Genomic DNA, 14,566 nt, shown 5'->3' on the forward strand with positions numbered 1-14,566 from the left:
AACTTATTATGACGAAACAGATTTTGCCCATTTTATTTGCACTATTTCCGTTTTTTGTATGTGGACAAAACAATAATGCACCATCATCATATGATGAACATGATATAAAAATAACCGGTTACCTCCAAGCTCAGTTCCAGAAAGCTCAATCAGCGGGCATTTCTTCGTGGTCTGGTGGAAATTTTGACAAAAACTCCGATCAAAGATTTATGATTAGGCGTGGCAGATTAAAAATAGATCGTGTAGATAAATTTTCAAGTATCGTTTTCCAATTAGATGGCACACAGGACGGAGTGAGGTTAATGGATGCCTTCATTCAGTTTCACGCACCTACCTTACCCTCATTTCGTTTTACAGCAGGCCTGTTTAATAGACCTTTTGGCTATTCTATTGTATACTCTTCAGGATATAGAGATTTCCCGGAACGGGCTAGAGTTTTTCAAACGTTGATGCCCCGAGAACGAGATTTAGGGGCAATGATTAGTTTTAATCCGAAAAAAGTTGCCAAATTTTTAAGTCTGGATTTAGCTATGGTAAACGGTAGCGGACTAAGTGCGAAGGATTACGATTCTGGCAAAGATTTAATTGGGAACTTAAATTTCAAATTCGATAGCCTAGCTCATCAAAAACTACATATTGGTTTCGGCGGATCCTTTTACAAAGGAACTGTACGTAGCAATACCCAAACGTATTTCGAACCAAATGAAGGAGGGTTTGAGAAGAACAGTTCGCCAAATAATGAAAACAGTAAAGTTAGAAGGGACTATTACGGTGTGAATTTTCAACTTGAATACCACAATTCTTTTGGTGAAACTACTTTCAAAACGGAGTATATTTATGGGAAGCAGCCAGGAGTGGGCTCATCGGCTAACACAACGGGGCCAGCTGCCAGCACAAGTTTCAGTACTCAGCCCACTGGCGATTTATATTTGCGAAATTTTAAGGGTTACTACTTTTGGTTCACTCAACAAATAGCACGGACAAGATTTAAAGCAATACTCGGATACGACGTATACGACCCGAATGTGGATGTTGAGGAAACACAAATTGGATTTGCGGCAAACAATACCACAGCCGGTGACATCAAATTTAGCACATTAGGTTATGGCTTAACCTGTTCCATCAATGCTAGACTTAAGCTAACTATTTATAATGAACACGTCACAAATAAACCTACGCAGCTTGCCGCTATTACGAGTGATTTAAATGATGATGTATTTACCACACGTTTGCAATACAGATGGTAATGTTTACTTTTAGAACCTTTGACCTATCCTATGAAGAATAAAATAGAAATACTCCAAAGCAAGATTAAAGAAGCCAACTTAGGCGGCGGTAACGCGAGAATTGAGAGTCAGCATAAAAAAGGTAAATTAACCGCACGAGAGCGAATTCATTTTCTAATGGATGATGGTAGTTTTGAAGAAATCGGGATGATGGTTACTCACCGGAGTACTGACTTCGGAATGGAGCGCGAAAAATATTTAGGAGATGGCGTAGTAACTGGTTACGGTACTATTAATGGGCGGTTAACTTATATTTTTTCTCAAGATTTCACTGTTTTTGGAGGTTCACTATCGGAAACACATGCAGAGAAAATTTGCAAAATTATGGAGATGGCCATGAAAAATGGTGCCCCTTTAATTGGGCTAAATGATAGTGGTGGGGCTCGTATTCAAGAAGGTGTTGTTTCATTGGGAGGTTATGCCGATATATTTTATCGCAATGTGCAGGCCTCAGGCGTAATTCCACAGCTATCGGCTATTATGGGGCCCTGTGCCGGTGGAGCTGTTTACTCTCCTGCTATTACCGATTTTATTTTAATGGTAGAAAACACCTCTTACATGTTTGTAACGGGTCCAAATGTAGTCAAAACTGTAACTCACGAAATAGTAACCTCCGAAGAATTAGGTGGTGCAAATACACATGCGAGCAAATCTGGCGTTACCCATTTTGCCTGCGCAAATGAACTTGAGGCCATCAATCATGTTAAAAAATTATTGAGTTATATGCCCCAGAACTGCGAAGAAACTCCTTGCAGTTTACCTTATGAGGCATCCGATGAAAGTCGGCCATACCTTAATGATTTAATGCCTCAAAATGCGTCCCAACCGTATGACATTCGAGAAATCATCAACACAGTCGCTGACCCAGAAAGCTTTTTAGAAGTGCATGCTGCCTATGCAGAGAACATCGTTGTTGGTTTTGCAAGATTGGCTGGCAGAAGCATTGGTATAGTCGCCAATCAACCTGCCTTTTTAGCGGGTGTACTTGACAGCAACTCGTCAACAAAAGCAGCTAGATTTGTTCGATTTTGCGATTGCTTTAATATTCCTTTATTAGTCTTTGAAGATGTACCGGGCTTTTTGCCAGGTACCGATCAGGAATGGAATGGCATCATCACGAATGGTGCTAAGCTATTATATGCCTTTAGTGAAGCAACTGTTCCTCGCATTACCGTAATTACTCGAAAAGCTTATGGTGGTGCCTATGATGTAATGAATTCGAAGCATATTGGTGCCGACATGAACTACGCTTGGCCAAGCGCTGAAATTGCTGTGATGGGTGCAAAGGGAGCTGCCGAGATTATTTTTAAAAGAGAAATTACAGGTGCCGAAAATCCCGAAGAAAAATGGATTGAAAAAGAGAAATTATACTCCGACATTTTTGCCAATCCTTACCGGGCCGCTGAACGCGGATTTATTGACGAAGTAATTGAACCTGCTCAAACAAGAGCAAAATTGATCAAAGCCTTCAAAATGCTCGAAAATAAGGTTGTAAATATGCCGAGAAAGAAACATGGAAATATCCCTTTATAGACCTATTCAAGTCTTAATACTCGATACTTTAAAATGGCAGTTATAGAGCAAATATTCCCCTCACTAACATGGCGCATTCGGCACGTCACCATGTATCCTCACCAACCTTATGATTTTGTAAAGCTTGAGCATGATTTCGATGGCATCCATTTTGGTATTTATGTCGATTATGAATTAACAGGAGTAGTTTCACTTTTTATGGAGGATGGAATTGGGCAGTTTCGAAAACTTGCCATATTGCCCGAAGCACAACACCAAGGTTTAGGCTCACAATTGATGACCTATTTAATCGATTTCTGTAAAGTGCAAAAACTGACAAAACTTTGGTGCAATGCAAGGGTAAATTCAACAGAATTTTATACTAAATTTGGTTTCCATCAAACTAATCAAACCTATTCAGCTGCAGGTTTCGATTTTGTGAGAATGGAATTAGTAATACAATATGGGTAATCATATATAACAATGGCAAAGAAGAAAGAAGAAGAAAACAAGAAAAAACACATTCCTGTAGTAACTAAAAAGTCATTACAGTTTTTCGAAAAATATATAAATAATCCTGCTCCAACTGGATATGAGTGGGAAGGGCAAAAACTCTGGTTAGACTATCTGAAACCATATATCGACGAAAGTTTTATTGATAATTATGGCACCGCAGTGGGCGTAATTAACCCAAAAGCAAGTTATAAAGTTGTGATTGAAGCACATGCTGACGAAATTTCTTGGTATGTAAATTACATTACGAGTGACGGCTTAATTTATGTGATCCGCAACGGAGGATCAGATCATCAGATAGCTCCATCAAAACGTGTGAATATTCATACAGAAAAAGGTACCGTAAAAGCAGTTTTTGGTTGGCCGGCTATCCACACCCGTCACGGTGAAAAAGAAGAAGCTCCGCAGTTGAAAAACATCTTTTTAGATTGCGGCTGTACAACAAAAGAAGAAGTAGAAAAATTAGGGATACATGTGGGTTGTGTAATCACCTATGAAGATGAATTTATGGTATTAAACGATCGTTATTATGTTGGTCGTGCGCTCGACAACCGCGCTGGTGGTTTTATGATTGCGGAAGTAGCTAGGTTACTAAAAGAAAATAAGAAGAAATTACCATTCGGATTATATATTGTAAACTCCGTTCAAGAAGAGATAGGTCTGCGCGGTGCAGAGATGATTGCGCAAAGGATCAAGCCGAATGTGGCTATTGTAACCGACGTTACGCACGACACGACAACCCCTATGATCAGCAAAATTACACAGGGTGATCTGGCATGCGGTAAGGGGCCAGTTGTTTCTTATGCGCCAGCGGTGCAAACCAACTTGAATAAACTATTGATCAAGGTCGCAGAAAAAAATGACATCCCTTTTCAGCGTCAAGCATCATCAAGATCTACCGGCACAGATACCGACGCCTTCGCTTATTCAAATGGGGGTGTTCCGTCGGCATTAATCTCCCTTCCCCTACGTTATATGCACACTACAGTAGAAATGGTGCACAAGGAAGATGTTGATAATGTTATTAGTTTAATTTATGAGAGTTTACTAAACATTAAAGCGGAGCAAGATTTTAGAGAATTTTCATAGCAGCCGACTTAATAATTGATATTTATTCAAACAAAATTTATGAAAAAAAGCCTAATCCTGCTTGCATTCACTTGTTTATCAGTAGTAACAACTTTTGCACAGCAAAAGGATGTCGAATATAAGAAAGCAATCCAAAAAATGATCCTTGTATCCGGTAGCGATAAAACCTATAAGGTAGCTATTAGCCAAATGATTGACATGATGGGCAAACAAAACTCAAATGTGCCAAAGGAATTCCTAGATAAAATGAATACCAAATTCACACAGAGCTCTATTGCCGACTTAATAGACAAATTAGTCCCTATCTATAAAAAACATCTCACCTTATCGGAAATAAATCAAATGATTGCTTTTTATCAATCGCCGGTAGGGAAAAAATTTGCTGAAAAAACACCACTCATCACACAAGAATCTATGATGGTTGGCCAGCAATGGGGAATGAAAATTGCTAAGGAAATGTCTGAAGAATTAAAAAAGAAATACAATTAATGCTGAGTACTCTTTCTTAAATTAAAGCATAAAACATACAGCTATGAGCGATCAAAAAGTTTTATTCACCGAAAAAATAAAATCATCTTATGCACCTACGGGTGCCTCTATTTACTTAGGAGCAGGGATTTTAAATGGCGAAGTTTTGGCAGCAGCCGAAATCAATCTGCCCTTGAGGATGATGAACCGACATGGCCTAATCGCAGGAGCAACAGGAACCGGAAAAACTAGGACTTTACAGTTACTTGCCGAACAATTATCAGATGCCAATGTTCCTGTGTTTATGCTCGATGTAAAAGGCGATCTCTCGGGTCTTTATCAGGCGGGATCAACAAATCCTAAGATAGAAGACCGTTCTAAGCAATTGAATAAGCCCTTTACACCAAGCGGCTATCCTATTGAACTTTATTCTTTAAGCGGGAAATCTGGCGCTCAAATGCGTGCTACGGTAACTGAGTTCGGACCTGTTTTGTTAGCCAAAATTCTTGAATTAAATGACACTCAAACAGGTGTATTATCGGTTATATTTAAGTATGCCGATGACAACAAAATGCCCATTGTTGATTTAAACGACCTTAAAAAACTATTAGGTTATTTATCAGAGGGTGCCGGCGCAGCAGAAATAAAAAGTAGCTACGGTTCAATCTCGACCTCCACTTCAAGCACTATTTTACGGAAAATTGTCACGATTGAGCAGCAAGGCTTAGCCAATTTATTTGGTGAAAAATCTTTCGATATTGAGGACCTTTTTAATCGCATCGATGGCAAAGGAGTAATTAGCTTGTTAAATATTGCCGATGTCCAAAATCAACCTGTGCTCTATTCTACATTTCTGCTAAGTTTGCTAGCTGAAATTTATCAAGCAATGCCTGAAGCCGGAGATTTGGACAAACCAAAACTGGTATTCTTTTTTGATGAAGCCCATTTGCTTTTTAACGATGCACCAAAGGCATTTCTAGAACAGGTAAACACGATCATCCGACTCATTAGATCGAAAGGAATAGGGGTCTTCTTTTGTACCCAATCCCCTATGGACATCCCTGAAACCGTTCTAGCTCAACTTGGTAATCGCGTTCAGCATGCATTACGTGCATTTACGCCCAATGATGTTGATGCCTTAAGAAAAACAGTAAATACTTATCCCAAATCAGATTTTTATGAGATTGATAAAATACTTACCGGATTAGGCACGGGTCAAGCACTTATAACAGTATTAAACGAAAAAGGTATTCCCACCGAAGTGGCAGCTACCATGTTAACCCCACCAAAAGCTGTTATGGGGCCCATGGCTGTGTCAGATTGTGAAAAGCTGATGCAAACAAGTCCTATCTTCACGAAGTATCAAGAAGTAATTGATCCAGTTAGCGCTTTCGAGATGCTTACCGATCGGATTAATCAAAAAATGGCGGAGGACAATGAAGTAAAAGCTGCGCAAGAAGAACAAAAGAACGCTGAAGCAAAACAGAGACCAAGGGCGGGAGAAAAATCAATTGTAGAACAAGTAATGGGCGCTACAATTACCAGGCAAATTGGAAAAGAAATTGTGCGTGGTCTCTTTGGAATGTTAACGGGCAAAAAACCACGCTCAAGAAGTGGTGGTATTTTTGGCTTTTAAACCCTACCTTTGAATTATTAAAAAAATTATATGAAACCTACTCTACTTATTCTAGCCGCTGGTATGGCTAGTCGTTATGGAAGCATGAAACAAATAGATGGCTTTGGCCCCAATGGCGAAACTATTATCGATTATTCAATATATGATGCAATTAAAGCTGGTTTTGGCAAAGTTGTATTCATTATTAAAGAAGAATTTGTGGATAGTTTTAAAAACATCTTTGATTCAAAACTGAAAGGAAAAATTGAAACTGACTATGTATTTCAAAATTTCGACCTTAAACAATATGGCATCCAAGAAGATATTTACAGAGAAAAACCATGGGGTACCGCTCATGCGATGTTAGCCGGTAGAAACGCAGTAAAAGAACCATTCTGCATTATCAATGCTGATGATTTTTATGGTTATGATGCTTTTAAAAAAATGAGCGATTTCTTAACTAATGAAATTACGGATAGTCAATTTGCTATCATAGGTTATAAGATCGGCAAAACGTTATCTGACTTTGGAGCAGTATCTCGTGGAGTTTGTAATGTAGACGCTGCCGGAAACATTACTGAAATCAATGAGCGGACAGAAATATATGCTAAAGGTGATGCAATCGTTTATAAGGAAAATGGCGAAGAATACCCATTGGATTTCGAAAACCCAGTTTCTATGAATTTTTGGGGCTTTACTCCCTCAGTTTTTAAAACTACAGAAGAGCAGTTTGTTAAATTTGCAGAAGCAAATAAACACAATCCTAAAGCAGAATTCTTCATTCCTTTAGTGGGCGAATATTTAATTAAAAATAACATTGCTGATTTCAAGAGTATTCCAACCGATAATAAGTGGTTTGGAGTTACCTATAAAGAAGATAAACCAGTTGTACAGGCATCTATTGATCAATTGATCAAAGATGGTGCTTACCCAGAGAATTTATGGGCATAACAAAAAAAAATGTCCCGATTAACATCGGGACATTTTTTTTGATCTATTTTTTCTCTTCGTCTTTTACTTCTTCAAACTCTACATCCGTAACGGTTTCACCTCCTTGTTGAGCATCCGTTTGTGGTGCGCCCTCTTGAGCTTGCCCCTCTTGTCCGGCTTTGTACATCTCTTCAGAAGCTACATTCCATGCATTTTGCAATTCTTCCTGCGCTGCATCAATGTCTGCAAAATTACGGCTCGCATGTGCTGTTTTCAATTTCTCTAAACCAGCTTCAATCGGTGCCTTTTTATCAGCAGATAACTTGTCTCCAAATTCTTTCAATTGTTTTTCAGTTGAGAAGATCAAAGCATCAGCGCCATTAATTTTATCGGCTTCTTCTTTCTGCTTAGCATCTGCTTCAGCATTTGCTTCAGCTTCTTCTTTCATTTTCTTGATCTCATCATCTGTTAAACCAGAAGATGCTTCAATACGGATTTTCTGCTCTTTACCAGTTGCTTTATCTTTAGCACTTACATGTAGGATACCGTTAGCATCAATATCGAAAGCAACTTCTACTTGAGGTACACCACGAGGTGCTGGTGGAATTCCATCTAAAATAAAGCGACCAATTGTACGGTTTTGAGCAGCCATTGGACGCTCTCCTTGCAAAATATGGATCTCTACAGAAGGCTGATTGTCGGCAGCAGTAGAGAAAGTTTCCGCTTTCTTAGAAGGAATAGTTGTATTAGCTTCGATTAATTTAGTCATCACACCGCCCATGGTTTCAATACCTAAAGAAAGTGGGGTAACATCTAATAACAATACATCTTTAACTTCTCCGGTTAAAACACCACCTTGAATAGCGGCACCAATTGCTACAACCTCATCAGGGTTTACACCTTTACTTGGCTCTTTGCCGAAGAACGCTTTAACTGCTTCCTGAATAGCTGGAATACGAGTTGATCCACCTACCAAGATAATTTCGTCAATATCACCAACTTTTAATCCAGCATTTTTCAAAGCCGATTTACAAGGATCTATTGTACGTTTAATTAAGTCACCAGCTAATTGCTCAAATTTTGCACGGCTTAAAGTACGCACTAAGTGTTTAGGGCCACTCGCATCAGCAGTAATATATGGTAAGTTAATTTCTGTTGAAGTAGTGCTTGATAATTCAATTTTAGCTTTTTCGGCAGCCTCTTTTAAACGTTGCAATGCCATTGGATCTTTGCTCAAGTCCATGCCATTCTCCGTTTGGAATTCAGCAGCTAACCAATCAATAATGATATGGTCAAAATCATCACCACCCAAGTGCGTATCACCATCGGTTGATTTTACTTCGAAAACTCCATCACCTAATTCTAAAACAGAAACGTCATGTGTACCACCACCGCAGTCAAACACAACAATTTTCATGTCTTTATGTGCTTTATCCAAACCGTAAGCTAAAGCGGCTGCAGTTGGCTCATTGATAATACGTTTTACTGTTAACCCCGCAATTTCACCAGCTTCTTTTGTAGCCTGGCGTTGTGCATCGTTAAAATAAGCAGGAACAGTAATAACTGCTTCTGTTACTTCTTGGCCTAAGAAATCTTCAGCCGTTTTTTTCATTTTCTGCAAAATCATTGCAGAAATCTCTTGCGGAGTATATTTACGATCGTCTATTTCTACACGAGGTGTATTGTTATCTCCCTTAATTACTTTATAAGGTACTCTTCCAACCTCTTTCGAAACTTCGGCAAAGCTAGACCCCATAAAACGCTTAATAGAATAAATTGTTTTTGTAGGGTTCGTTATCGCCTGACGTTTTGCAGGCTCTCCTACCTTACGCTCGCCGTTCTCTGCAAAAGCAACAATAGATGGCGTAGTACGTTTACCCTCACTGTTGGCTATAACTACAGGTTCGTTACCTTCCATTACAGAAACGCAAGAGTTCGTTGTTCCTAAGTCTATACCAATTATTTTTCCCATTTTATTATATTTTACTTTTTTAAATTTTATTGTTTACAAGCTAGTAACAAGCAATGTGCCAATTAGGTTTTGGCAGAAATTAAGCCTTAACGACTGTTAAAACAGGAAGTTTAGCTTATTTTTCTGCTGACACGTTGGCAGAAAGAGACCGCTCGCTCAATTTTAGAGCAATAATATTGCTTTATTAAAATGTAAATCTTGACTTAATTCAAGATGCTTATATCGGCAGACTATCTTTAAACAATAGTGTCCTTAAGGTGTTATATTTGTCACCATTTCCATCCAGTTATTATAGGCAGATACACCTCCAGGGGTCCAGCTGTTTTTATCATATCCAAACCAACCATCCCATCTTCCATCCCACCCCCAATTCATATAAAATCTCAAATAGCCTGCAGTTTGGGTCCAATATCCGGCAGGTCCGCTTGGTAATCCCCTGCTTTGCACATCGCCCCTGGAAAGGGCCCTTCCCCCAAATGACATATGTAATAACCGATCTTCCAGACGCCTTCTATAACCCAAGTATGCCCAGAAAATGGATTTGCCCAATTCTGTCCCGCGCCAATGATTACGGGTTTACTATTCAATAAGTCACTTTCAACTACAGAAGCATTGTAGTAGCTATGATAGTTTGCAGTGGAGTAACCTAAGGCCCCAAACACATTATCAAAATTGCTCATCAGCGCACCAGATCCACCACAGCCGTAATTCATCCCCAATTGGTTTCCAAGCACTGATAATAATGTGTTCGTAGAAGAGCTATACGCTCCGGACGGGCTCCAAGACCAATTAGAAGGTTGTTGATAATAGTTCATCACCTGACCCATTGCAGTGGCCACACAACCGGTTGGGGCGTTACCATTTATGTAGCTTGAACAATTCATATACGGGGTGTTTGCGTTATACCCATCCCCCTGCCCCCAGGTAGTTCCCATAAGAGGACCATTTATTAATGTCTCTGTGTACTGTTCGCCCTCTTCGTCACATTCAGGCAATGAATTTATGGCAATCGTTTTCCCCAAAGAAAGCTCACCTTTCATAAACACTTGATCCCAATCTGATTTAACCGATTCCGCTTGAGGTTTATTTCTACTTCTCATGTATTTAACTCCTTCATGATTCGCTTTTAACCAATCTGCGATTGGAGAGGGTATTCTTCATCCGTTGGAAAGGAAGTTTTATCAGAGTGAGCCAATATCGGTCTAATTCGATCATCGCCTCCAACTATTACAAAGCCGCCTTCAACAAAGTTAATGATAAAAAGTGTGGGATCAGAATCGCTATCGTTATATGGAAATGTACTCTTAATTGTCTTTAATGGATTGGGCATTTGTACGCTTGATTTAATAGGCTCACCTAGATTCATTATTCTCGAAGGCTTTTTAACAGGTTGGGGAAACGCAGCATGTAATAAAGCGATCTTATTTGCTTGTACAATTGTAACTATGTGGTTGTCGATTTTACTTAGCTCTATAGGCGGATTCCGCAGATAATCGACTTTTTTGCAACCAAAGAAACATGGGAGCATAAACAAAATAAGATAGTGCGTTTTTTTCATTCTTAAAGTGTTAAGTTAAATGATTAGACCAATAATATAACTTATTTTGTTATATTAGTACATTGTACTTAATTAAGAATGTATTGAAAAAAGTTTTAGTTATAGTAATGGTCCTTCCACTACTATTCAATTCGTCCTGTAAAAAAGAAAAAGCTACAATCCTTTCTGCCATGGTAGAAATTTTGCTTGTAAACCAACAATCTCAAAATCTATTAAACTCATCAATAGTGCTTCATGAAAATAACATAGATATATATTTTGTTAAGGATGGCCAACCCATTTTATTTAATCAAAGCAATCTCAGTGCTTCAAAGGGTTTTTTAATAAAACCCTTAGATGGATTGTCTGATATTGGTTTGAAGGTTTATCCCTATACCGGTACACCAGAGACGAACAATACCGAATACCCGATTACGCTCATCAAACTTGGCGATTTTGGAACCGATACCATAAAGTGTGAAATACTAAACGGTGAGAATTCTAAAGTGATCAGTAAAGTCTGGTACAATGGCATACTTAAATATGATCAAGATCTAAAGCAGGGACCACGTCGATTTACAGTTGTAAAATAACCCTGCTATAGACAAGACTAAATCCCCGCTAACCGTTCTAAATGATGGTACCCGATTCCGAAATAAGCCTTGGCTTCCTTTATTTTTTGTAGAGTTTCGTCTTTGCTCTTCGCTCCCTGCTCCTTTCCTTTTATCCCAACTACTAGTACATTTTTTGGCGTATGTGCATCAGAGATAAATTCAAATACTTTGGTCTTATAGCCAAAATACTCTAATATTAACGCCCTAATGCCATCGGTAACCATTTCAGCCTGGCGTTCTAAAAATATTCCATATTTAGTCAAAAAAGAAACATCGTTCTTCACTTTGTGTTGCTCAATTTCCCTTCTAATTTGCTTATGGCAACAAGGTGCAACAACAATTAGTTCAGCACCTGCTTGAATGCCTTTATAAATTGCATCATCTGTAGCCGTATCACAAGCGTGCAGTGCAATTAGCAAATTAATCTTGCTTACTTCATACGCTTCAATGGTTCCTTCTACGAATTTCAGTTGCTCAAAATCAGCTTGCCGAGCTATATCATTACATAAATTTACGAGGTCACCTCTATACTCAACGCCTGTAACTTGGGCTTTAAGTGCTAATTGCTGATGTAAATAATCATATAAAGCAAAAGTTAAGTATCCTTTCCCAGATCCCATATCAACAACGTTTTTGATCGTTCCTGTTGGCAATTCCTTAATCAACGAGCTCAATATTTCAATATATTGATTGATTTGCTTGTATTTATCCTGCGCATTCTTAAATACATTTCCATCCGCATCTGTTATTTTTAGGGAATGTAAATAGGTATTTCCAGCGGGTTTAATCATGCGTTTCTTTTCCTTATCGTGCGCAGTCGAAACTTGTATAGCTTGTACATTCTTCTTGGAGCGAATCAAGATTCCCTTCTTTTGATGATGCTCGATTACCGTCTCTTCGTCTGTTGTAAACAGAGTACCTACTTTAAAATCGTTACTTACGTATTGAATCACTTTAGCTACACCCGTGTCGACCGCAAAATTTTTAAAAATATCTCTCGTTTTATATCTGTAATTAAACGACAACATATCAGCCCGCTTAATCTTAACTTTTCGTATGTACAGATTTTTAAGCGCTTCATCATTGCCATGGTAATTACCAAGCGATAATTTTATAAAATTATTATTTGCGATACTTTCCCTTAAAAGGCCTGCAAATTTCAGTAAAACATCGTTGCTACTCATATATATAAATCGATTTAGCTAACATTCTAACTACATTTCGCCTGAACGTTTCCATTTTCCAAAATTAAGCTTTAAATTAGGATATTCTTTAAATTCTAACCATTTATAATGAGCGATTTTCAAATAAAAAAATCATCTACCGTTTATGATGCTATAGTTGTAGGGTCTGGAGCAGGTGGGGGTATGGCAGCCTATGTATTGGCAAATGCAGGGCAAAAAGTATTGATGCTCGAAGCTGGGCAATATTTCGATCCCAGGCTTGATTCTCACCAATTGAAATGGCCATGGGAATCACCCCGCAGGGGCGCAGGTACAACTCGTCCATTCGGAGATTTTGATGCTTCATACGGTGGATGGCAACTTGAGGGAGAACCCTATACCAAAAAAAACAAAACTGAGTTCGATTGGTTCAGATCCCGAATGTTGGGTGGCCGTACCAATCACTGGGGGCGAATCTCTCTCAGAATGGGACCTGAAGATTTTAAACCTACAGATGGATTAACGGATGACTGGCCAATTACTTACGATGATGTTAAACCATTTTATGATAAGGTAGACCGAATGATCGGAATTTATGGTACGGTTGAGGGACTAAAAAATGAACCCGATGGCATCTTTATGAAACCACCAAAGCCTAGGTTAAACGAGCTTTTCATTAAAAAAGGAGCAGAAAAGGCTGGTGTAAAAGTAATTGCAGGTAGAGGTGCGGTTATGACAGAGGCCATTAAAGGAAATAACGATCGCGCACCTTGCTTCTATTGCGGTCAGTGTGGAAGAGGCTGTAAAGTCTACGGCGATTTTTCTGCATCTTCGTGTTTAGTAATTCCTGCTGTCAGTACGGGTAATTTAACTGTTATAACGGACGCAATGGTCAGAGAAGTTATCACAAACGCTGATGGCACTGCAAAAGGTGTTTCTTATGTCAATAGAAAAGATTTACAGGAGTACCAGGTTAACGCAAAATTGGTAATTCTAGGGGCGAGTGCCTGTGAGTCTGCCAGAATTCTCTTAAATTCAAAATCATCTGCACATCCAAATGGCCTAGCAAATAACAGCGGTGTTGTGGGTAAGTACCTCCATGATTCAACTGGAGCAAGCGTTTATGGTTTTCTACCACAATTAATGGATCGAAAAAGATACAATGAAGACGGATTGGGCAGCATTCATATCTACTCCCCTTGGTGGCTGGATAATAAGAATTTAGATTTCCCTCGTGGATACCACATCGAATATGGCGGGGGAATGGGAATGCCATCTTATGGATTTGGAGGAGGGGTTTCAACTATGACTGGCATGGTTCCTGATAAAAATGGAAAAATGAAAGATGAGGGAGGTTATGGATTAGCCTTTAAAGAGGATCAGCGCCGTTTTTATGGAACGGGAGTTGGTATGGCAGGCCGGGGTACTGCAATTGCCCGTGAAGATAATTATTGTGAAATAGATCCGAATGTGGTCGACAAATATGGAATTCCCGTACTAAGATTTCACTATAACTGGGCAAAGGAAGAAATTCTTCAGGCTAAACATATGCAAGAAACCTTTCAATCTATTATGAAGGAGATGGGCGGAATTGTGACTTCAAAAATTCATGGCCCCGAAACGAATTATGGATTAGAAGCACCAGGAAAGATCATTCATGAGGTAGGTACCATTCGCATGGGCGATAACCCAACTAAATCGGCACTCAATAAATACTGCCAAGCTCATGAATGTAAAAACTTATTTGTGGTTGATGCTGGTCCATTCGTACAACAGGGCGACAAAAATGCTACCTGGACAATCTTGGCCTTAGCAATGAGAACTGCAGAATACATTTTATCAGAAAAGAAAAAACAAAATATTTAAC

14 protein-coding genes are annotated in these 14,566 nt (G+C 38.9%); 9 read left to right on the forward strand and 5 right to left on the reverse strand.

Annotation, left to right across the window (positions count from 1 at the left end):
• Positions 1 to 8: 8 nt before the first annotated feature.
• From BM207_RS07215 to BM207_RS07245, 7 genes are read left to right on the forward strand one after another with little or no spacing between them, the layout of a single operon-like run.
• Complete coding sequence (locus tag BM207_RS07215; RefSeq protein WP_090992893.1) at positions 9 to 1,247, forward strand: porin; 1,239 nt, start codon at positions 9 to 11, stop codon at positions 1,245 to 1,247.
• Positions 1,248 to 1,277: 30 nt separating this feature from the next.
• Positions 1,278 to 2,819: an acyl-CoA carboxylase subunit beta gene (locus BM207_RS07220; protein ID WP_090992894.1), complete on the forward strand. Its 1,542-nt coding sequence runs from the start codon at positions 1,278 to 1,280 to the stop codon at positions 2,817 to 2,819.
• Between the two features lie 33 nt (positions 2,820 to 2,852).
• Positions 2,853 to 3,269, forward strand: coding sequence for a GNAT family N-acetyltransferase (locus tag BM207_RS07225; protein ID WP_090992895.1), 417 nt, complete (start codon positions 2,853 to 2,855; stop codon positions 3,267 to 3,269).
• A gap of 12 nt (positions 3,270 to 3,281) precedes the next feature.
• Positions 3,282 to 4,400: a M42 family metallopeptidase gene (locus BM207_RS07230; RefSeq protein WP_090992896.1), complete on the forward strand. Its 1,119-nt coding sequence runs from the start codon at positions 3,282 to 3,284 to the stop codon at positions 4,398 to 4,400.
• Between the two features lie 39 nt (positions 4,401 to 4,439).
• Positions 4,440 to 4,889, forward strand: a complete 450-nt coding sequence (locus BM207_RS07235) for a DUF2059 domain-containing protein (RefSeq protein WP_090992897.1) — start codon at positions 4,440 to 4,442, stop codon at positions 4,887 to 4,889.
• A 43-nt stretch (positions 4,890 to 4,932) separates the two neighbouring features.
• Positions 4,933 to 6,504 (forward strand): helicase HerA-like domain-containing protein, encoded by a 1,572-nt coding sequence (locus tag BM207_RS07240; RefSeq protein ID WP_090992898.1) that lies wholly within the window; start codon positions 4,933 to 4,935, stop codon positions 6,502 to 6,504.
• Between the two features lie 30 nt (positions 6,505 to 6,534).
• On the forward strand, positions 6,535 to 7,434 hold the full coding sequence (locus tag BM207_RS07245) for a nucleotidyltransferase family protein (protein WP_090992899.1): 900 nt from the start codon (positions 6,535 to 6,537) through the stop codon (positions 7,432 to 7,434).
• A 43-nt stretch (positions 7,435 to 7,477) separates the two neighbouring features.
• On the opposite strand, the gene dnaK is transcribed toward BM207_RS07245, so the two are convergent.
• From dnaK to BM207_RS07260, 4 genes are all read right to left on the reverse strand, one after another.
• Positions 7,478 to 9,385, reverse strand: coding sequence for a molecular chaperone DnaK (gene dnaK / locus BM207_RS07250; RefSeq protein ID WP_090992900.1), 1,908 nt, complete (start codon positions 9,383 to 9,385; stop codon positions 7,478 to 7,480).
• Between the two features lie 252 nt (positions 9,386 to 9,637).
• The gene (locus BM207_RS19360; protein ID WP_262497204.1) at positions 9,638 to 9,760 is read right to left on the reverse strand and encodes a hypothetical protein; all 123 of its coding nucleotides are present in this window, start codon (positions 9,758 to 9,760) and stop codon (positions 9,638 to 9,640) included.
• Between the two features lie 8 nt (positions 9,761 to 9,768).
• Positions 9,769 to 10,485: a C10 family peptidase gene (locus BM207_RS07255; RefSeq protein WP_090992901.1), complete on the reverse strand. Its 717-nt coding sequence runs from the start codon at positions 10,483 to 10,485 to the stop codon at positions 9,769 to 9,771.
• A 26-nt stretch (positions 10,486 to 10,511) separates the two neighbouring features.
• Positions 10,512 to 10,943: a Spi family protease inhibitor gene (locus BM207_RS07260; RefSeq protein ID WP_090992902.1), complete on the reverse strand. Its 432-nt coding sequence runs from the start codon at positions 10,941 to 10,943 to the stop codon at positions 10,512 to 10,514.
• Positions 10,944 to 11,026: 83 nt separating this feature from the next.
• Between BM207_RS07260 and BM207_RS07265 the strand changes: the two genes are divergently transcribed.
• Entirely contained in the window at positions 11,027 to 11,515 is a 489-nt protein-coding gene (locus BM207_RS07265) for a hypothetical protein (protein ID WP_143095925.1), read from the forward strand.
• 17 nt (positions 11,516 to 11,532) lie between these two features.
• On the opposite strand, the gene BM207_RS07270 is transcribed toward BM207_RS07265, so the two are convergent.
• A complete protein-coding gene (locus tag BM207_RS07270) occupies positions 11,533 to 12,720 on the reverse strand; it encodes a class I SAM-dependent methyltransferase (protein ID WP_090992904.1) in 1,188 nt (395 codons plus the stop codon).
• 108 nt (positions 12,721 to 12,828) lie between these two features.
• Here BM207_RS07270 and BM207_RS07275 point away from each other — a divergent pair, with 108 nt between their 5' ends.
• Positions 12,829 to 14,565 carry a GMC family oxidoreductase gene (locus BM207_RS07275; RefSeq protein WP_090992905.1) on the forward strand — a complete coding sequence of 579 codons (1,737 nt, stop codon included), beginning with the start codon at positions 12,829 to 12,831 and terminating at the stop codon, positions 14,563 to 14,565.
• The last annotated feature ends 1 nt before the right edge of the window (position 14,566 follow it).

Source organism: Pedobacter insulae (assembly GCF_900113525.1).
Taxonomy (GTDB): Bacteria; Bacteroidota; Bacteroidia; order Sphingobacteriales; family Sphingobacteriaceae; genus Pedobacter; species Pedobacter insulae.

Coding starts and splice junctions, on each gene's coding strand:
- BM207_RS07215 (WP_090992893.1), top strand. CDS start 9: ATGACGAAACAGATTTTGCCCATTTTATTTGCACTATTTCCGTTTTTT.
- BM207_RS07220 (WP_090992894.1), top strand. CDS start 1,278: ATGAAGAATAAAATAGAAATACTCCAAAGCAAGATTAAAGAAGCCAAC.
- BM207_RS07225 (WP_090992895.1), top strand. CDS start 2,853: ATGGCAGTTATAGAGCAAATATTCCCCTCACTAACATGGCGCATTCGG.
- BM207_RS07230 (WP_090992896.1), top strand. CDS start 3,282: ATGGCAAAGAAGAAAGAAGAAGAAAACAAGAAAAAACACATTCCTGTA.
- BM207_RS07235 (WP_090992897.1), top strand. CDS start 4,440: ATGAAAAAAAGCCTAATCCTGCTTGCATTCACTTGTTTATCAGTAGTA.
- BM207_RS07240 (WP_090992898.1), top strand. CDS start 4,933: ATGAGCGATCAAAAAGTTTTATTCACCGAAAAAATAAAATCATCTTAT.
- BM207_RS07245 (WP_090992899.1), top strand. CDS start 6,535: ATGAAACCTACTCTACTTATTCTAGCCGCTGGTATGGCTAGTCGTTAT.
- dnaK (WP_090992900.1), bottom strand. CDS start 9,385: ATGGGAAAAATAATTGGTATAGACTTAGGAACAACGAACTCTTGCGTT.
- BM207_RS19360 (WP_262497204.1), bottom strand. CDS start 9,760: ATGAATTGGGGGTGGGATGGAAGATGGGATGGTTGGTTTGGATATGAT.
- BM207_RS07255 (WP_090992901.1), bottom strand. CDS start 10,485: ATGAGAAGTAGAAATAAACCTCAAGCGGAATCGGTTAAATCAGATTGG.
- BM207_RS07260 (WP_090992902.1), bottom strand. CDS start 10,943: ATGAAAAAAACGCACTATCTTATTTTGTTTATGCTCCCATGTTTCTTT.
- BM207_RS07270 (WP_090992904.1), bottom strand. CDS start 12,720: ATGAGTAGCAACGATGTTTTACTGAAATTTGCAGGCCTTTTAAGGGAA.
- BM207_RS07275 (WP_090992905.1), top strand. CDS start 12,829: ATGAGCGATTTTCAAATAAAAAAATCATCTACCGTTTATGATGCTATA.